Raw genomic sequence first — 17,690 nt, forward strand, 5'->3', positions numbered from 1 at the left:
GCGGCACCGACCCCGCTCGTCGTCCTCACGACGACAAGGGATCGGTGCCGCCTTCAGGAGTGGCCTGGACCAGGCCCGTCTGGTAGGCGATGACGACGAGCTGCGCCCGGTCGCGGGCGTTCAGCTTCGTCATGGCCCGCTGCACATGGGCACGGACGGTGAAGGGGCTGAGGCACATCCGATCGGCGATCTCCTGGTTGGACAGCCCGGTCGCGGCCATAGCCACCGTCTCGCGCTCGCGCGGGGTGAGCACGGCGAGCTGATCCGGGTGGTACGAGGGTGCTTCGCCCGGCATGGCCAGGAAGCGGGCGACTAAGGAGCGCGTCGCAGCCTGAGACAGCAGCGTGTCGCCCTCGGCGACCGTCCGCACCGCGTCCAGCAGGGCCTCGGCCCCGATGCCCTTGCCGATGAAGCCGCTGGCCCCGGCGCGCAGCGCCTGAGCCACGTACTCGTCGGTCTCGTACGTGGTGAGGATCAGGATGCGGGTGTCGCGCAGTTCCGGGCTCGCGCAGATCTGCGACGTGGCGGAGAGACCGTCCACATCGGGCATGCGGATGTCCATGATCACCACGTCGGGGCGCAGCTCCCGGGTGAGTCGCACCGCTTCCCGTCCGTCGGCGGCCTCGCCGACCACGGTGATGTCGTCGGCGCTGTCGAGGAGGATCCGGAAGGCGTCGCGCAGCAGGGCCTGGTCGTCGGCGAGCAACACCCGTAGCGTCATGGCGCGTCCCCCGCCTCTCCGTCGCCCTTCCGTTCTTCGCCCGCCGCTTCCGCAGTCTGCTGCTCGGTGTCCTTGACGGGGGGAACGGGCAGTTGGGCGAGGACCTGGAAGCCGCCCCCCTGGTGCTCGCCCGTGTTGAGGCTCCCCCCGGCAGCGACGGCGCGTTCCCGCATCCCGATCAGACCGTAGCCGGGCGAACTGCCCCGCTCGTACGGCTCATTCAGGTCCACGGTCCTTGGCGGTTTCGTGTACCAGGTCGTGCTGGGCACGACCGCACTCCTCGACGGTTCGTAGTTGTACCTGTCGCCGTCGACGATGCTGATGGTCATCCGTTCGGTGTGCCAGATCAGACGTAGCTCGGCGGTCTTGGTCTTGGCGTGCTTGGTCACGTTGGTCAGGGCCTCCTGGATGATGCGGTAGGCGGTGAGGTCCACTCCGGGCGGCAGCGGCCTGGACGTGCCGATCTGGACCACCTCCACCTCCAACCCCGCACGGCTGAAGGACGTGAGGAGCGCGGGAAGCCGGGACAGCCCGGGCGCCGGTTCGGAGAGCACCGGCGCGTCTCCGGACTGGCGCAGCAGACCGACGGTGGCCCGCAGTTCGTTGAGGGCGTTGCTGGTGGTCTCGACGAGTTCCTGGAGGCTCTTGCGGGTCTGTTCCGGGCGGGTGTCGAAGAGGTGGGCGGCGACCGTGGCCTGTGCGTTGGCGAGGGTGATCTGATGGGCCACGAGGTCGTGTAGCTCCCGGGCGATGCGCACGCGTTCCTCGGCCACCCGCTGGTTGGCCTCGCTGTCGCGGCTCTCCTCGGCCCGTTGGGCCCGGTCCTCCACGGCCGCCAGATAGGCCCGTCGGTTCTGCGCCGAGTATCCGAGCACGCCGGCCACCAGCGGGAACGCCGCCACTGCCGCCACCCTGCTCGCGTCCTGCCACGAGAGGGCCCCGAAGAAGGGCGCGGAGGCGACCAGCAGCGCCCCGGAGGTGATCGACACCGCGCTCGTCGCATGCCGTTCCGTGCGGGCGGTGAGCGAGTACGCGGTGATCACGGCGGGGGCCACGATGAGCGGGCTCAGCAGGAGGCCCAGGGCCGGCGCCAGCACACCGCTCGCGGTCGTGACCGCCATGGCCGCCAGGGGCGCCCTGTGCCGCACCGGCAGCACCGCACAGGACACCACGGCGATGAAGTAGGCGGCGGCGGACGGCGGTGCCAGCGTGTCGTCGACCTGCACCACTGCACCGAGCAGGCAGAGCACGAACGCCGTCGCCGTGATCGCGCCCTCCCGCCACCACGCGCCGCGCGGTCGCAGGCCGCCGCCGCCCTCGTTCGTCATGGCCGGCTCAGCGTCCACCGACGGGGAACCGCGACGCCGCTGCGTCCGGACCGGTACTTGTGGGGTGAGCGCGCCTGCTCAGTGCCTCACCCTCGATGTCCACGTTCGGCAGCACGCGGTTCAGGATAGGGGGCAGCCACCAGGCCCGGTGGCCGAGCAGTGCGAGGACCGCGGGTGCGATCGCCATCCGCACCACGAACGCGTCGAAGGCGACCGCGGCGGCCAGTCCGACGCCCATCGTCTGGATGGTCGGGCTGTTCATCCCGATGAACCCGGCGAACACGCTGATCATGATGATGGCCGCTGCGGCCACCACGCGTCCGCTGTGCCGGAAGCCGTTGACGACCGCCTCGTCGGGGGAGGCTCCGTGGACGTACGCCTCGCGCATCCGGGTGAGGAGGAAGACCTCGTAGTCCATGGCGAGGCCGAACACTATGCCGATGATGAGGATCGGCATCAGCGACATGACGGGCCCGGTCTGCTCGATGCCGACCAGGTCCGCCGCCCAGCCCCACTGGAAGACGGCGACGACGACGCCGAAGGCGGCACCCACCGACAGCAGGAAGCCGAGCGCGGCCTTGACCGGGACCAGGATCGAGCGGAAGACCACCGTCAGCAGGAGCACCGCCAGGCCGATGACCACGGTCAGATACGGGACGAGGGCGTCGGACATGGCTTCGGAGATGTCGATGTTCAGCGCGGTGGTGCCGGTCACCAGGATGTCGGTGCCCGTGTCGGCCTCGATGTCGGCGACCGCGTCCCGGATCGCGTGCACCAGGTCCTTGGTCTCGCCGCTGTTCGGCGCGGTCTGCGGCACGGCGGTGAGGACGGCGGTGTCCTTGGTCCCGCTGAGGACCGGATCACCGACCGACGCGACCCCGTCCACGCCCCGTACGGTCTGCACGACCAGGTCCGTGGCGGCCCCTGCGTCCGCGGACTTCGTGGTGTCCACGACCACCGTCAACGGTCCGTTGAAGCCGGGCCCGAAGCCGTCCGACAGCAGGTCGTAGGCGCGGCGCTGGGTGGTCTCCACCGGCTTGGACTCGTCGCCGGGCAGCCCGAGTTCAAGGCTGAGCGTCGGTAGCGCGACGGCGCCGAGTCCGAGTCCGGCGACCATCAGCACGGCCACCGGCCGGCGCAGCACGAACCGCGCCCAACGGGTGCCGAGCCCGGGTCGGGCCGCCGCGTCGGGCGCCCGGTGCAGGTGCTCGCTTCCCGGCCGGGCCGCCTTGCGTACGGCGCGGGACAGGACGCGCCGGCCGAAGAAGCCGAACAGCGCGGGGACCAGGGTGAGCGCGACGAGCACCGCGAGGGCGACGGCGCCCGCGCCGCCCAGGCCCATCTTGGTGAGTTCGGGAACCCCGACGACGCCCAGCCCGACCAGGGCGATGAAGACGGTCGCACCGGCGAAGACGACGGCGGACCCGGCCGTGCCGACCGCCCGGCCGGCAGCCTCCTCCGGTTCGCTGCCCTGAGCGCGTTCGTCCCGGTAGCGGGAGGTGATGAAGAGTGCGTAGTCGATGCCGACCGCCAGGCCCAGCATCAGCGCCAGGATGGCAACGGTCGACGTCAGGCCCAGCGGTACGGCCAGCGCGGTGACCAGGCCGAAGGCGATGGCCACGCCCAGGAAGGCGGTCAGCAGCGACAGTCCGGCCGCGACCAACGACCCGAGGGTGAGCACGAGCACCACCGCGGCCACCATCACGCCGATGATCTCCGTCGTACCGCCCGGTGCCACTTCCGCTTCCAGGGCCGAGCCGCCGATCTCCACGGTCAGCCCCGCGTCCCGGGCCTGGCTCGCCGCGCCCTCAAGCGCCTTCTTCGTCGGCTCGGTCAGGTCGAGGGCGTCCGCGGTGTAGGTGATCGTGGAGTAGGCGATGGTGCCGTCCTTGCTGACGGCGCCGGTCGTATAGGGATCGGAGGCCGACGCGACCTGATCGCCCCCGTCCAGTGAGTCGAGCGTCTCCTCGATGACCGCCCTGTTCTCCTTGGCAGTCACCCGCTGCCCGTCCGGAGCCTGGAACACCAACCGGGCTTCGGCACCCTGCGCGTTGCTCTGCGGGAAGCGCTCGTCCAGGAGGTCGAACGCCTCCTGCGACTCGGTGCCGGGCATGGACAGATCCTCTTCCTGCCCGGCCGGTGCCGTGGCGGCGGCGATCCCGGCGAGCACCAGGGCGGCCAACCACAGACCACTCACGAGCCGGCGCCGCCGGAAGGCCCACCGTCCCATCCGGTAGAGAAATGTCGCCACCTGTCGTTCACTCCAGACACCGCTAGGCAAGGGGAAACGTGCGAGATCCGCACACGTCCAACACTCCGCCTCGGCGCCCCGCGGGGCATCGTCCCCAGCAGCCGTCTTTCCCTGGTGCACCCGGACCAGGCACCCGCGCTTCCTGGTGCCTACGCACCACACGCACCGCCGCGCGTCAGCGTCCGGCGCCTTGGCGAATCGCCGCCTCCACCGGGGAGTACGCACCGTCGGGACGCTCGGTGCTCGGCCCCTGCCCCGGCTTGGGAAGCAGCGGCGGCTGCGCTATGAAACGGGGTTCGACCCCGCGGTGCGGCTGCGCAGCGTGCACCAGGAAGGGGTGGCAGAGATAGACGTCCCCGGCCTGCCCCGTGGCCGTGACCAGCGGCCGGTGCTCGGTGGCGTGCACGGCGCGCTCGGCGAGGTCCATGAACGCCAGGCCGTCCTCTCGTTCGGGTTCGAGCAGCGCGGCGACGTCCAGGTGGGACCCCGCCCGGATCCGGGTGGGTGCGTCCTCCTCCCCCACGTCGGACATCAGGAACAGCATCAGCAGCCAGCGCCCGCGCGACGCGACGTTCACCCGGTAGGACATGACGTCGGCCGGATCGTCCCCCGGGAAGCTCGCGTCGACGTGCCACCCGTCGTCGCCCGGCTCCTCCTCGCTGCGGAACCGTACGGGGAACGTGCCGAGCCCTCCGAGGGGAGCCCAGCGCCCTGCCCCGGCGAGGACGTCGAACGCGGCATGCAGCCGGGGCGAGTTGGCCGCGGCCCGGAAGGGCTCCTGCCCGTACGCACCGAGCCGCACCACGGGGCTCCGCCACGTCGTCGGGTCATCGGGCTCCCCGTCGATGTCCCGCCACATGATCTCCCGGCACTCCGCCGCGACGTCACGCGAGAAGGCCCCCTCCACCCGGAGGAAGCCGTGCTCCACGAACGCGGACACCTCGTCGTCGTTGATCGTCGATTCGCTCATGCTGCGACCGTGTCAGGGACGCGGCACCACCCGCCCGACACTTTCTGTCCGGCTGCTGTCAGGCCACCGAGAGGTGTAGTGCAATGCGAGAAGGTGGTCGCCGTGGTCAGATGCCGCGGTCACGCGGCGATGCCCTTCCTTCTGTTGCGTGAGGCCGAGAGGGGGAGGCAGCGAAGGCGCTGGCGGCCACGGCCAGAACGGCGGGCACCACCAGGAACGGCCCGCAGAAGGCGAGCACCGTGGCGACCACGCCGCAGCTGACGGCCGCGCTGACGCGCAGGGAGCGTCGCCCCTCCAACAGGACCGTCGCGGCGGCGAGTCCGGCAAGGGTCACGGCGGCAAGGCACGCCGATGTCGCCCGCAGCAGAGTCTCCAGGTCGACGAATCCGCAGGCCACCGCCACGACGACCCCCGACGACGCGAGGGTGACGACCGTCAGGCTGCGCCGGGGTACGCCGCCCCCTTCGGCAGGCCCGACCGTGATCCTGCGGGGCAGAGCGCCCCGACGCCCCAGCGCCTCGCCCAGCCGGGCGGCCCCGGCGAGGTAGGCATTGACCGCACCGAACGTCAGCAGGAGCGCAGCAACTGCCGCCACGGGCCGGGCGGAAGCTCCGAAACCCCCTTCCAGCAGCAGGGTGAGCGGGGTGCTGGTGGCTCCGGCCCGTGTGCCGAGCGCTCCGACGGTGACGAGCGCGAGCCCCACGTACAGCACGGTGACGATTCCCCAGGCCAAAAGGGTGGCTCGGGGAAGGTCCCGCTCCGGGGCGGTGAACTCCGCCGAGAGGTGACTGATCGCCTCCCAGCCCGCGACCGCGAAGAACAACATGCCCGCCGCGACTCCGACGGAAGCCCAACCGTGCGGCAGGAAGGGAGTGAAGTGGGCGGCTCTCATCCGGGTGCCCGACACCGCGATCGTGACGGCCAGCAGCGACGCCAGGACGCCGACCATGAGCAGTTGCAGACGCCCCGACAGGCGCAGCCCGACGAGGTTGGCCCCGTAGGCAGCGCCCACGACCAGCAGCGCGATCACGGGAACGGCGGAACGGCCCCACCCCGCAGCGGCAGCCGCGTACTCGCCGCCGATGAGCGCCGCGGCGGGCACCCCCAGCGGAACGGCCCAGTAGAACCACCACCCCACGGGCCCGGCCAGCCGAGCCCCGAACGCCCTCTCAACGGACGCGGCCACACCGCCTCCGTCCGGGTGCCGGGCACCGAGAGCCGCGAACACCCATGCAACGGGCAGGCTCACCGCGACCAGCACCAACCAGGCCAGCACCGACCCCGGCCCCGCTTCCGCCGCGGCCGTGGACGTCAGCGTCAGCGCCCCCGGCCCCAGCACCGCCCCGACGCACAACGCCGTCCCCGCCCCGGCTCCCAGCCCGGACCGCCGCCGCCGCCGCCGAGCGACGACCCCAACCGGTCGCTCCGCCATCACGCGCCCTCCGTCACAGTGTTCGGTCAGTGACGGTGAACGCTAGGCATGCCGACGGCAGCCAGGAGGATGCCCCGAACTCCATTCGCTTCAGGGGCCAGAATGGCGCCCATGGACGAACTTGATTCGCTGATACTGGAGCACCTGCAGCGCGATGCACGGATCACCAACAGAGAACTGGCCCGCCGCCTCGGCATCGCCCCGTCCACCTGCCTCGAACGAACCCGAACCCTGCGCCACCGCGGAGTGATCACGGGCTTCCACGCAACGGTCGACCTCCGCTCCCTCGGCCGCCCGGTCCAAGCCCTGCTGTCGATCCAGGTCCGCCCGCTCAGCCGGGACGTCATCGAGGGCTTCAAGGCGTACGTGGCCGACCTGCCCGAAGTCCTCTCGGTGTTCGTCGTCGCAGGCGGCGACGACTTCCTGGTCCACGTGGCCGTCGCCGACGTCGACCACCTCCACACGTTCCTCATGGACCGCTTCAGCCAGCGCCGCGAGATCGTCAACTTCCGCAGCTCCGTGATCTACCAGCATGTGAGCACCCCAGTGGTCAGCCCCCTCGACGGCCCCACCCCATAACCGTCTGAAGGCGTGCCCCTCGCGTCCCGCATCCATGATGAGTCGACCAAACCGCACCGACGCCCCAAGAACCCCCTGTCCTGGAAGGAGGCGGATTCCATCCAGGACCATCCCGGAAACGACAAAGGTCCCGGCGATCATCATGATCACCGGGACCTTGCCAACTGCCCCCGAGCGAACCCAAGAACAGTGTTGTTGTGGACCTGTGGGGATTTGAACCCCAGACCCCCTCGATGCGAACTAAGGGCAGCGAGGTCGGCAAGGTCTCCCGTCCTGGTCGGAGAGGTGCGCACGGTCCGCGGTGCTCACACGCGGTCGGCCTGGTTGCTGTACTTCGTTGCTGTACAGCAGACCGGCGCGGGATCGGCCTGTAGCGTCGAAGCATGACTTCGGGCGCTGAGGGCAGGAGCGGGTTCACGGCGGACGTGGCGGGCGCGGTCCTGGAGCGGGCGTGCCGTACGGCTGGACTCAGCCCGGCGAACGCCCAGCTCCTCCGCCTCGGTTCGAACGCCGTGTACCGCCTCCCCGACTCCGCCGCGATCGTGCGTATCGCCCGTGATCCGGAGGCGTCGGAGGAGTCGAGGCGCGCGGTCCGGGTGGCGCGCTGGCTGGAGGCTGAAGGATTCCCGGCGACCCGGGTGGTGGCCGGCGTGGAACAGCCCCTCGTGGTCGACGGTCGAGCGGTCACGTTCTGGATGAGCGCCCAAGACCGGGACGAGTACGCGGGCCCGGCTGAGCTGGCGGATCTGCTGCGGCAACTGCACTGGCTGGAAGAACCGGCGTCGCTGGGCCTGCCGTACTACGACCCCTTCGACGGCGTCTGGGAGTTCCTTCGGGACCTTCGTGGCAGCGTGGCGGATGACGACTTGGCTTTCCTGGAGGAGCGGACGGGCCGGATTCAGAAGGAGTACGACCGGCTGGACTGGGTGCTCGACTTCGGTCTGATCCACGGGGACGCGAACGTCGGCAACGCGCTCCGTGGCCGGGACGGCAAGGCCCTGCTGATCGACCTTGATGACTTCTCGCTGGGGCAGCGGGAGTGGGACCTCGTTCTCACGGCGCTGTTCTACGAACGTCTGGGCTGGCACACGCGCGCCGAGTACGAGTCGTTCGTCTATCGCTACGGCTTCGACCTGCTGAACTGGCCCGGCTATCCCGTCCTCGCTGACCTGCGTGAGTTGAAGATGACGCTGTGGCTCGGCCACCAGGTCGCGTCGGACGAGAAGGCGGCGGTCGAGTTCACGCGTCGGGTCCGAGCGATCCGTACCGGCGGCAGCCGCAAGGACTGGCAGCCCTTCTGAGCGATCAGCCGCGCGCATCCGTGGCGAGCCAGAGCCGGTGCTCCGCGGACTGCTCGTGGAAGTCGCGTACGACGGCGGTCTCCGCGGCCCGGGCGAGATTGCGGCGGAACTCCGTAAGGTAGCTGACGCACCGCGCCGACTTCAGTTGCTCGCCCAGGTCGAGTGCGTCGGCCGCGACGCGGCAGGCTTCCTCCGGTTCCCCGGCGTGCATGTGGGCGTCGGCAAGGACCATGGTGGCGAAGAAGTCACTGCGGACGTGGCTTCCGCTGACCGCGTTCTCGGCGTGTGCGACGGACTGACGGGCGCTGCTGACGTCCCGGAAACAATGCGCGGCCTCCGCGGCGAGTTCGACTTCGTCGAAGTACGTGATCCACTCGGGCTCGTCGTCGCTGTTCCTTCGTTCCAGGGCCCGGGTGGATTCGGCCAGCGCGAGTTCACAGGCGCGGGTGTCCCCGGTACGGGCGAGTGCTCGCGCTTCCATGGCGTGGAACTGGGCCAGCAGGGTCGGCGTCGCGACGCCCGAGATGCCCATGCGCGCCGCACGGGCCAGCGTCGCCGCCTGGGTGTAGCAGCCGAGGAACGTGGCCTGGTGGCTCATGGCGGAGAGGATGCTCCCGGCCATGCGTCGGTCGTCGCCGTCCTGCGCGAGCCTGAGCGCGTGGACGAAGTACCGTTGCGCGAGCCCGTGGTGGCAGGCGTCGTACGACATCCACCCCGCGAGGAGCGTCGCTTCGGCGACGGTGGCGAACAGGGCCCGTCCGACGGCCTGCGTGTACTGGCCGGACAGGAGCGGTGCCACGTCCCTGCTGAGGTACTGGATCAGGCTCTGTCGCGCGTGGTCACCGCCGAACCGGTCGTCGAGCTGGGCGAACATGTCCGCGGTCGACTTGATCATTGCGACGTCGGCGAGTCCGACGCGTGGCCCGTCCCCCACTGTGGTGACGGGCACGGCGGCTTCTGGGGTGACGAGCCAGCGGAGCGACGCTTCGTGCCATACGGCGTCCGAGACGTCCGAGGTGAGCAGCGGCTCGTGACCGTCGAGGTCGGCCCGCCATAACGGCGCTATCGCGGTGACGCCTGCCTCCGGGCTGTCGGGGTACGTCAGCTCCAGCAGCCGTCCGGCTTCGTTCCGTACTGCCTGCTGCATCCCCAGATCCCGGGGGTCCAGGCTCAGGGCCTCGCACAGAAACGCACCGTAGAACTCGTCCGGCGTACCGTGCTCGTTCTCCCAGCTCGCGATGCGGCGCTTCACGCTCGCATCACTCGGCAGCTTCTGACCATGCCGCGCGGCCACGTTCCGCAGCTCCCGGATGAGCCGCGGCTGACTCCACCCGCGTTCCCTACGAGCGGTGAGGAGAAGTGCGCCGATCTGCTGTGTCATGACCGTCGTCTCCGCCTCCCCCGCTGGAGTTCGTGAGCATGTGCACCTGCCCGTGAATATAGGGACTTCGTCGCCACCACGCGCCCCCTCGACGGCGCCTTTCACGCGAAGTGGTGGGTGCGTCAGGGGTGACGAGCTCCGTCACCCCCTGTCATCCCTCGTCATCTGCCCTGGTCATGGCCGCTCCCACAACTCTGGAAGTCCGGCGCCCCACACCGGTCGCCGTGGACCGACTGAGGTGAAGCGACGTGCAGACGATGACGAGGCGCGGCAGGAAGTGGCTGTCGGAGGCTGCTGACGATCCGGAGCACTGCGCATCACAGTGGGACGACGACCCGCGCGCACCGCACCCGTTCCCCACCGGGCGGGACTTCGACGTCGTGGTGATCGAGCAGCGGACGGGTGTGGAGGTCTTCTCCCAGCTCCAGCAGAGGGGCATGCCGCACGGGCCCGTCATGACCGACCTGGGCAACAGGCAGGTCGGCTTCCTCATCGCCCCGGGTTCGCGGGACCGCTTCGACCGGGCCGTGATCAGGGAGTCCGAGGGCCACGGAACACCCACGTACGGGTACTTGGCCACCGGCTCCTTCGTCGTCCTCCCCGGCCCGATGCCCCTCTCCGGCGACCGCTACCAGTGGCTCGCCGCCCCGACCCGAGCACCGGAGCCGTCCCCGCTCCGCGTCGTCGCCCTGGCGGTGATGCTCGTCGCCGCCACCGGCCTGCTCGAACGCGTCGACCGGTACGGCGACGAGTTCCCGGTCCCCGCGGCGATGGTCGGGACGACGGCTCGGGCGGAGGCGGTTCGCCATGGGGGATGACGCGGCCCGCTGGTCCCCCATCGAGAGTGAACCGTGGTACGCGGCCCGGGACGCGACCGCCGCGCTTCGCGACGTCCTGGTCTCGGCCGGACTGGAGAAGGACTTCCCCTACCTCCAGGCCCAGATGAACGCCTTCGGCCACGGCCTGGTCGAACTCGGCCGCGTCTCCCCCGAAACGGCAGAACGCCTGGCCGAACTCCTCGACCGCGCCCTGACCTGCGAATGGCCCGCCGACGCTGCCTGCCCGCGCGGGCACCGATCCGCGGCCGACGACATCGGAGAGGAGCAGCAGAGGTGACCGACCGCCGAGGAGTGATCGCCAAACGCGCCGAGGAACTGGTCCCTGGCATCCCCTACGTCCGCGGCTGGTCCCGCGCCCACCGCAGCGCCACCACCCTCGCGGACAAGCTCCGCGCGCTCGGCCTCGACACCGACTTCCCCGGCCTCAAGCCGGACGTGAACGTCGACGGCGACGGCTTGGTGCACCTCGGAACCATCCGCCCGGAAGCCGCCCAACTCCTGGCCCAGACCCTCGTCACCGGCCTGACCCTGGAACTGGCCGAACGCCTCGCGGCCCAAAGGCCGCCGGGGAGCTGACGACCACGTGCAGAAGCTGTTCACGCTCATCACCCGCCGCCTCCCAGGACGACTGTCCCGCCCCCGAGGCCGCCACCGCGCCCCAAGCCCTACCCTCACCCCGATCAAGCTGTTCATGACCCCCTGGACCACCTCTACCCCGCCCCACGTCCTCGAACGACAACGCCCCCTCCGCGCCGAGGACGTGGCCCTCGTCCGCCCCTACGTCCTACTCGACGACACCCTTCAACTCCACGTACTCCGTACCGTGACTCACGGCGACCGAACGTGATCGCAAACGCGCTGACCTCACCCCCGCCGAGAGTCCTCACCGCCAAGTGCGCCGGATGCGTCCTAACCACGCACGCCCCCGTGGGAATCCGCTGGACCACCGATCCCACGCCCGAGGGCTCACCCCTCTACGCCTGCCCCACCTGTGCCTCATCCCTCCCCCACGGCCCGATACCCCACGAAGACTTCACCCACGACTCCCCACCCACCTGAAGATCACCCACCGCCCCCGGTCGCCCAGTTCCCCGCCACGGCGACCGGGGCTTTCTGTTGTCTCCGCCGCCGTTCGGGACCGGCGCCCCAGCGCCGCAGCCCGAACGAGCGGCGGGAGCCTCACCGAGGCCCAGGAATGCGCCCTGAGCTTGGGAAGCCGCGATCGTTTGGGACTGATCTGGGTGCTGACCTGCGCGAACGGTCTCGTTGCAGGCTCTTCGTGCAGGGCCGCTTTCACCGTGGTTCCCCGCTGGTTCCCGCCTGATCTGGTACGGCCGTGGTCTGTAGGCCACGGCGGCCGTACCCCTTCTGATCCGTAGCTCTAGCTGGAACGGCCAGGGGAGGTCCATACCTCGCTGAGGCCGCGAAGGGCCGTCTATGGACGGGGCTGGCGGCTGGGGTTGCGGTACTGCGCTGCTGTACAGACGATTCTTCGTACCGAATCAACCGGGTGCGCTGGCCAGGGGCTTTGTGGCACTGAGCTGGGGTTATGGCCCGCCGGGGTGTGCGGTTACTCAGGGCTGCGTGGGCGTTGTCGCGCGGTATGACACTCAGTGCTGCTGACGCCCGGAGATCCGATGCACGTACCTCGACGACGCACGGTCACCTAGCGAACGGCCAGACGGCGGCTTCTGCCGGAGCGCCACCTACTGTTGTTCCCTACGCCAGATCTCAGCGCTGCCCTTACATGGGCGATACCATTCGGACGAGACATCCGGGAGCGGATATACACCAGGGGGTGCCCTCGTGACAGAAGCAGAAGGTCTCAAGCACGATCCTTTGGAGCGCAAGAGTATGCGCTTTACGAGCCTCCAAGTGGCGAATTGGAGGAATTTCACGAGCTTCTCGGTCGACTTGAGGCAAAGAATGTTTTTGGTCGGCCCTAACGCTGCAGGCAAGTCGAACTTTTTGGACTGTTTCCGGTTTCTTTCGGAAATCGTTTCTGTTGGTGGCGGATTTGAGGCTGCTGTAGCGAAACGCGGCGGCGTAAGCATGATCCGCTCTTTTGCTGCTCGAAGGTACCCGTCCGTTTCACTGAGGGTCACCCTCGGAAACGATAGCGTTTCGAATGAATGGAGCTACGAGCTAAAGTTTAAGCAAGATAATAACAGGCGCCCAATCATCGAATCTGAGGTAGTGCAATATCGAGGGAAAGACCTACTGCGGCGGCCTGATGCAGGAGACCGTGGAGACGTGGAACGGTTGCGCCAAACGCATCTTGAGCAAGTCAACGTGAACAGAAAATTCCGGATTGTTGCGGAATTCTTCGCGAGCCTCAGTTATATGCACATTGTTCCGCAGCTGGTTCGAGAGCCGGACAGGTCCGTAGGAAAGAAGAACGACCCATTCGGTGGCGACTTCCTTGAACAAATTGCTCGCACACCGAAGGCGACTCGTGACGCACGGCTGCGGAAGATTGTCGATGCTCTCAAAGTGGCTGTGCCGCAGCTGCAAAAACTAGAATTGGAATCCGATATCCGAGGCGTTCCACACCTGAAGGGCAAGTATCAGCATTGGAGGCCAAATGGCGCCTGGCAAACTGAAGATCACTTTTCGGACGGCACGTTGCGCCTCCTTGGCCTGCTATGGGCGGTCGCTGATTCGCGCGGCCCACTCCTACTGGAAGAACCTGAACTCTCACTGCATCCCGAAGTGGTACGCAACATTCCCCAGATGTTTGCAAGGGTGCAGAGGAAATCTTCGAGACAGATTCTGGTGAGTAGCCACTCTCCGGAGATTCTTAACGATTCAGGGATCGGCTCCGACGAGGTTTTGGTGCTAATTCCGGAATCCGAGGGAACTGCGGTATCCCGACTTTCAGACCGGGAAGAGATTCGGATTATGCGTGAGTCTGGAGTGCCCCTAGGCGATATCTTGAAAGAGTACACGGCCCCGGAAGAGGCTGGGCAGCTAAGCTTCTTCGTGGGGTGATTCAGTGAACAAGGTCATGATCGCAGTGGAGGGCATCTCGGATGAAGGTGCAGTCCGATCCATATTGCGGGAGTGCGGCCTTTCTGTAAATATGGTGCAAGGAAAAGGCGGGAAATCTTCACTCCTCAAGAAATTGCCGGCGTATAATCAGGCCGCCAGGTTCATGCCTTGGTTCGTTCTGGTGGACATGGACTCTGTGGACGACTGTGTGGTAGCCAACGTGCGTGAATGGCTTCCCGCTCCCGCCGAGCAGATGGTCTTTCGGGTCGCAGTCACAGAACTAGAATCTTGGCTTCTCGCCGATCGGGAGGCGGTCGCGGATTTCCTTGGAGTTTCGGCGAGTAAAGTTCCTCGAAATCCGGACCTTCTGCAGGATCCAAAGCAGGAGATTATCAACCTTGCACGGAAATCCCGACGCAGGGACGTTCGCGAAGGTCTTGTCCCAAGGCCCAGTAGCGGGGCTTCGGTGGGGCCCACCTATGCATCAGATATTCGAGATTTCGGTTTTAGGCTATGGCGACCTAGAGTCGCAGCTGAAGAATCGCCAAGCTTGGCCCGCTGTCTGCAGCGCGTTGAGCAGCTCGCTGCCACCTTGGCAGGCCGCTGAAGGTCGGTGGAGCGGCTTTGGGCGGGAGTTTGCCATGGGGTGAGAGATCGGGGCCCGTAAGCTTGCGGCGACTCGGGCGGTCTGTGGACCTGCCCACTAAGGCCCGATGCGGGCCCCGATCTTCGAGGCTCGCCCCATGGTGGCTGCGTAAAGCCGTGGAGCCGACCGCCCCAGCCCAAGAGGGTTTCTCCCTCTGGTCAACCCGAGCTGTGGCGTGAGGCCGGCGGCCGGTCCGGAGCGGGGCGGAGACAGGAGCGGCGGGCCCGGCAAGTGCCGGGCCGCGCGCGGGGAGCGGAGCGAGGCGCCTTGATGAAGTAGAGAAAGTTTGAACCACGTGGGGCGGGTGGGCTCTTCGTGGTCAGAGGGGGTACGAGACCTCCAAGTCTTCGCCCGGGAGGTGGAACTCCTCCAGCGCAAGCGGCTTGCCCGTCTGGTTGGTGGTCAGGCGGAGGATGTGGAGCAGAGGGACGCCCTCCGGGAGGCGGAGCGCTTGGGCCTGGTCCGGGAGAGGCATGCGGGGGCGGACGTGTTCCGTGAAGGTGAGTTCGTGGCCCAGCTCGGCGAGCACCCCGTACAACTCCGGCGCGGGCGGTAGCGGCTCGGCGTCGTAGCTCGTGTCCGCGAGCACGGAGAAGGGGACGTACGTCCGGTGGAGTTGGCGTAGGCGGCCCTGGTCCGCGGTCTGGAGCGCGTCATGGGTGAACATCGGCTCGCCCGGGGGGATGCGCAACAGATCCGCCAAAGCGAGCGGGGCGTCCGTGCGCGTCACCGTAGCGCTGTCGTCGTCGGTCCAGCGGATGCCGTCGGCCTCGACGTACCGGCCGTCAACCGTGCGTCGCACTCCCCGCGGGCGCGTGAGGCTCGGACGGTTGTGGGGTGAGCGGACGAAGGTCCCCCGGCCCATGATCGCCTCGACCAGACCGGACGCCCGTAGCTCCGTCAGCCCCTGGCGCACCGTGGGGCGGGTCACCTGGAACTGCTTGGCCAGGACCTCCTCCGAGGGGAGCGGCTGGCCGGCCGGGAACGTGCCGTTGAGGATGCCTTCCCGCAGGTAGTCCGCGATTTGGCGGTACTTCGGCTGCGTCTTCTTCGGCGGCATGTGTGTCCTCCGTGCCGTGGTCGCTGCTGCTGCGCTCACTCATGTGAACTTGCCGTCCACGATCGTGGACACAGCCTCGCTCATTACATGTCGCTTGACAACCCGTACTACGGGCTCCATGGTGGAAGTCCACCCGTACTACGGGTGGTCAACCAACCCGAAGGATCAACCTCCGGGTGCCTTCACAGAGGAGTTCAGTACGTGGCAACCCTTCCGATCGACACCGCCAAGTTCACCGGGATCATCTGCGCCGTCGCACCGTCCCCGCGCGTCGCCAACCGCGAGACCGGTCAACTCAAGATCGACCGCGCGACGGGCAAGACGATGTACCAGGTGGGCCTCTGCCTCATGACCGGGGCGTCCGCCGACGTCGTCAACGTGAGCGTGCCCGGTGAGCCCACCGGCGTGCAGCTCGGCATGCCCGTTCAGGTCCGGGACCTCATCGCGATGCCGTGGGAGAACGACGGCCGGCACGGGATCGCCTTCCGCGCCGAGGAGATCAAGCCCCTCACCGCGCCCGCGGGCAAGGGCGGTGGGCAGTGACCTTAACGGCTTCCTCCCACCACGACACCGGTTCGACCTGGCCGAGCTGGACCGCCCTCGCGCTCCTGCTCCTCACCACGACCGTGCTCACGCTGAGCCCGGTTCTACGCTCCCGCTATCCGGCAGCCTGGTGGCTGGCGCTCGGATACCCGACCGCCTGCCTCCGCGTCCTCCGCACCTGGCGACCGCTCATGGCCGCCTGCGGCCTCGCCGTCAGCCGCAAGGCCGCGCTCACCGTCGTCTCCGGGCTCGTCGGCAAGGGCGCACCGCCGCCCCAACCACGCGTCCCCCGATGCGGATTCATCCGGCCGACCCGTATGGGCTTCCACCTACTCGCCCGACTGCTCCCCGGCCAGACACCGGACGACTTCATCAAGGCCGCGCCCGCCATGGCCCACGCCTGGGAGGTGCACGCGGTCCGCGTGACCCCGTGGAAGCCCGGTGTCGTACGTATCACGGCGTCCCCCTCGGACCCGCTGCAGACGCCCCAACAGGCCCGGCACACCCACCAAAGCCCCCACGAACTCCTCCGCGTCACCGTGGGAGTCCTGGAGACCGGTGCCCACTGGGTGGTCGACCTCCGGCGCGTACCCCACTGGCTGATCGTCGGTGCCACGCGCTCCGGAAAGTCGACGCTCGTCAACGCCCTCGTCGCCGGCCTCGCACCGCAGCCCGTCGCCCTGGTCGGCATCGACTGCAAGGGCGGCATGGAACTCTCCCTCTACGGCTCCCGCCTCTCCGCCCTCGCCACCAACCGCGCCCAGGCGGTCAAGCTCCTGTCGGCGCTCGTGGACCTCACCCTCGACCGCATGGCAGTCTGCCGCGAAGCCCACGTCCGCAACGTCTGGGGACTCCCCGAACCCACCCGGCCCGTCCCCGTCGTCGTCATCGTCGACGAGATCGCGGAGCTGTTCCTGATCGCCAACCGCAGCGAGAAGGACGAAGCCCAGGCAGCAGCCACCGCGCTCATCCGCATCGCCCAGCTCGGAGCGGCACTCGGCGTCTTCCTCATCGTCGCCGGCCAACGCGTCGGCTCCGACATGGGTCCGGGCGTCACCGCCCTTCGAGCCCAACTCGCCGGCCGCGTCTGCCACCGCGTGTCCGATCCGGGTACGGCGGAGATGACCCTCGGGGACCTCAACCCCGACGCACTCAAAGCCGCCCAGGCCATACCGCCCGAACAAGCCGGGACCGCTGTCCTCGCCTCTGGGGACGGCTGGGAGCGCGCCCGCTCGTTCCTCGTCTCCGAGACGGAGGCGGAAGCCGTCGCAGCGCAGTACGCCCACCTCGCGCCGGACCTGCCGGAGTTGGCGGTCTGTCGCCCGCCGGCACCCCGCCAGACACCCGCGCAGGAGACGTCGTGCTGATCTCCATGTCCGCCGTGCTCCTGCTCGGCCTGCTGATCTGGTTCCTCCTGCGCATCCACTACCTGCGCTGGCCGCACGTCCTGATCTCCGCGGCGTTCGGATTCCTCCTGGCCACCACGGCAGCCGCCCCCGCCGTCCGTACGGCCATCGACACCGTGGCCGGCTTCCTCGGCCAGATCCGGTTCTGAGTCCCCAACACCAGAAGGGAAAGGGGCCATGCCCCCTGACACCACGTTCAGGGGTTCCCGACGGGGCGCGAAGTCGCCAAACCCGACCCCGTC

17 protein-coding genes are annotated in these 17,690 nt (G+C 68.5%); 10 read left to right on the top strand and 7 right to left on the bottom strand.

Annotated elements, in window-relative coordinates:
- Positions 1-25: 25 nt before the first annotated feature.
- The 5 genes from AB0E05_RS25200 to AB0E05_RS25220 all read right to left on the bottom strand — a co-directional run bounded on the left by AB0E05_RS25200 (position 26) and on the right by AB0E05_RS25220 (position 6,702).
- On the bottom strand, positions 26-721 hold the full coding sequence (locus AB0E05_RS25200) for a response regulator transcription factor (RefSeq protein WP_361967300.1): 696 nt from the start codon (positions 719-721) through the stop codon (positions 26-28).
- Positions 718-2,049, bottom strand: coding sequence for a sensor histidine kinase (locus AB0E05_RS25205; RefSeq protein WP_361967302.1), 1,332 nt, complete (start codon positions 2,047-2,049; stop codon positions 718-720). The genes AB0E05_RS25200 and AB0E05_RS25205 overlap by 4 nt, the downstream gene beginning before the upstream one ends.
- Positions 2,050-2,056: 7 nt before the next feature.
- Positions 2,057-4,300 (bottom strand): MMPL family transporter, encoded by a 2,244-nt coding sequence (locus tag AB0E05_RS25210; RefSeq protein WP_361967304.1) that lies wholly within the window; start codon positions 4,298-4,300, stop codon positions 2,057-2,059.
- A gap of 175 nt (positions 4,301-4,475) precedes the next feature.
- Positions 4,476-5,270, bottom strand: coding sequence for a phytanoyl-CoA dioxygenase family protein (locus AB0E05_RS25215; RefSeq protein ID WP_361967306.1), 795 nt, complete (start codon positions 5,268-5,270; stop codon positions 4,476-4,478).
- 106 nt (positions 5,271-5,376) lie between these two features.
- Positions 5,377-6,702: an amino acid permease gene (locus AB0E05_RS25220; RefSeq protein ID WP_361967308.1), complete on the bottom strand. Its 1,326-nt coding sequence runs from the start codon at positions 6,700-6,702 to the stop codon at positions 5,377-5,379.
- 111 nt (positions 6,703-6,813) lie between these two features.
- Here AB0E05_RS25220 and AB0E05_RS25225 point away from each other — a divergent pair, with 111 nt between their 5' ends.
- Entirely contained in the window at positions 6,814-7,281 is a 468-nt protein-coding gene (locus AB0E05_RS25225) for an Lrp/AsnC family transcriptional regulator (protein WP_361967310.1), read from the top strand.
- 383 nt (positions 7,282-7,664) lie between these two features.
- Complete coding sequence (locus AB0E05_RS25230) at positions 7,665-8,582, top strand: aminoglycoside phosphotransferase family protein (protein WP_361967312.1); 918 nt, start codon at positions 7,665-7,667, stop codon at positions 8,580-8,582.
- A gap of 4 nt (positions 8,583-8,586) precedes the next feature.
- On the opposite strand, the gene AB0E05_RS25235 is transcribed toward AB0E05_RS25230, so the two are convergent.
- Positions 8,587-9,834, bottom strand: a complete 1,248-nt coding sequence (locus tag AB0E05_RS25235) for a hypothetical protein (RefSeq protein WP_361967412.1) — start codon at positions 9,832-9,834, stop codon at positions 8,587-8,589.
- A 386-nt stretch (positions 9,835-10,220) separates the two neighbouring features.
- Here AB0E05_RS25235 and AB0E05_RS25240 point away from each other — a divergent pair, with 386 nt between their 5' ends.
- The 5 genes from AB0E05_RS25240 to AB0E05_RS25260 all read left to right on the top strand — a co-directional run bounded on the left by AB0E05_RS25240 (position 10,221) and on the right by AB0E05_RS25260 (position 14,400).
- Complete coding sequence (locus tag AB0E05_RS25240; protein WP_361967414.1) at positions 10,221-10,781, top strand: bifunctional DNA primase/polymerase; 561 nt, start codon at positions 10,221-10,223, stop codon at positions 10,779-10,781.
- Entirely contained in the window at positions 10,771-11,079 is a 309-nt protein-coding gene (locus AB0E05_RS25245) for a hypothetical protein (RefSeq protein ID WP_361967314.1), read from the top strand. Before AB0E05_RS25240 ends, AB0E05_RS25245 begins: the two co-directional genes overlap by 11 nt.
- Entirely contained in the window at positions 11,076-11,378 is a 303-nt protein-coding gene (locus AB0E05_RS25250) for a hypothetical protein (RefSeq protein WP_361967316.1), read from the top strand. Before AB0E05_RS25245 ends, AB0E05_RS25250 begins: the two co-directional genes overlap by 4 nt.
- 1,230 nt (positions 11,379-12,608) lie before the next feature.
- Entirely contained in the window at positions 12,609-13,793 is a 1,185-nt protein-coding gene (locus AB0E05_RS25255) for an AAA family ATPase (protein WP_361967318.1), read from the top strand.
- 4 nt (positions 13,794-13,797) lie between these two features.
- Complete coding sequence (locus tag AB0E05_RS25260) at positions 13,798-14,400, top strand: hypothetical protein (protein ID WP_361967320.1); 603 nt, start codon at positions 13,798-13,800, stop codon at positions 14,398-14,400.
- A 358-nt stretch (positions 14,401-14,758) separates the two neighbouring features.
- Here the strand turns inward: AB0E05_RS25260 and AB0E05_RS25265 are convergent, their stop codons facing one another.
- Positions 14,759-15,499 carry a GntR family transcriptional regulator gene (locus AB0E05_RS25265; RefSeq protein WP_361967322.1) on the bottom strand — a complete coding sequence of 247 codons (741 nt, stop codon included), beginning with the start codon at positions 15,497-15,499 and terminating at the stop codon, positions 14,759-14,761.
- Positions 15,500-15,700: 201 nt separating this feature from the next.
- Between AB0E05_RS25265 and AB0E05_RS25270 the strand changes: the two genes are divergently transcribed.
- Genes AB0E05_RS25270 through AB0E05_RS25280 form a run of 3 tightly spaced genes read left to right on the top strand, consistent with a single transcriptional unit; the run spans position 15,701 to position 17,597 of the window.
- The gene (locus tag AB0E05_RS25270) at positions 15,701-16,042 is read left to right on the top strand and encodes a hypothetical protein (protein ID WP_361967324.1); all 342 of its coding nucleotides are present in this window, start codon (positions 15,701-15,703) and stop codon (positions 16,040-16,042) included.
- Positions 16,039-17,409 carry an FtsK/SpoIIIE domain-containing protein gene (locus AB0E05_RS25275; RefSeq protein ID WP_361967326.1) on the top strand — a complete coding sequence of 457 codons (1,371 nt, stop codon included), beginning with the start codon at positions 16,039-16,041 and terminating at the stop codon, positions 17,407-17,409. The genes AB0E05_RS25270 and AB0E05_RS25275 overlap by 4 nt, the downstream gene beginning before the upstream one ends.
- The gene (locus tag AB0E05_RS25280) at positions 17,403-17,597 is read left to right on the top strand and encodes a hypothetical protein (protein WP_361531117.1); all 195 of its coding nucleotides are present in this window, start codon (positions 17,403-17,405) and stop codon (positions 17,595-17,597) included. Before AB0E05_RS25275 ends, AB0E05_RS25280 begins: the two co-directional genes overlap by 7 nt.
- Positions 17,598-17,690: the final 93 nt, after the last annotated feature.

Origin of the sequence: Streptomyces sp. NPDC048057 (assembly GCF_040653095.1) — a bacterium.
In the GTDB taxonomy this organism is placed as follows: domain Bacteria; phylum Actinomycetota; class Actinomycetes; order Streptomycetales; family Streptomycetaceae; genus Streptomyces.

Excerpts from the sequence above, each read along its gene's own strand:
- AB0E05_RS25200 (WP_361967300.1), bottom strand. The coding sequence starts at position 721 with ATGACGCTACGGGTGTTGCTCGCCGACGACCAGGCCCTGCTGCGCGAC.
- AB0E05_RS25205 (WP_361967302.1), bottom strand. The coding sequence starts at position 2,049 with ATGACGAACGAGGGCGGCGGCGGCCTGCGACCGCGCGGCGCGTGGTGG.
- AB0E05_RS25215 (WP_361967306.1), bottom strand. The coding sequence starts at position 5,270 with ATGAGCGAATCGACGATCAACGACGACGAGGTGTCCGCGTTCGTGGAG.
- AB0E05_RS25220 (WP_361967308.1), bottom strand. The coding sequence starts at position 6,702 with ATGGCGGAGCGACCGGTTGGGGTCGTCGCTCGGCGGCGGCGGCGGCGG.
- AB0E05_RS25225 (WP_361967310.1), top strand. The coding sequence starts at position 6,814 with ATGGACGAACTTGATTCGCTGATACTGGAGCACCTGCAGCGCGATGCA.
- AB0E05_RS25230 (WP_361967312.1), top strand. The coding sequence starts at position 7,665 with ATGACTTCGGGCGCTGAGGGCAGGAGCGGGTTCACGGCGGACGTGGCG.
- AB0E05_RS25240 (WP_361967414.1), top strand. The coding sequence starts at position 10,221 with ATGACGAGGCGCGGCAGGAAGTGGCTGTCGGAGGCTGCTGACGATCCG.
- AB0E05_RS25245 (WP_361967314.1), top strand. The coding sequence starts at position 10,771 with ATGGGGGATGACGCGGCCCGCTGGTCCCCCATCGAGAGTGAACCGTGG.
- AB0E05_RS25265 (WP_361967322.1), bottom strand. The coding sequence starts at position 15,499 with ATGCCGCCGAAGAAGACGCAGCCGAAGTACCGCCAAATCGCGGACTAC.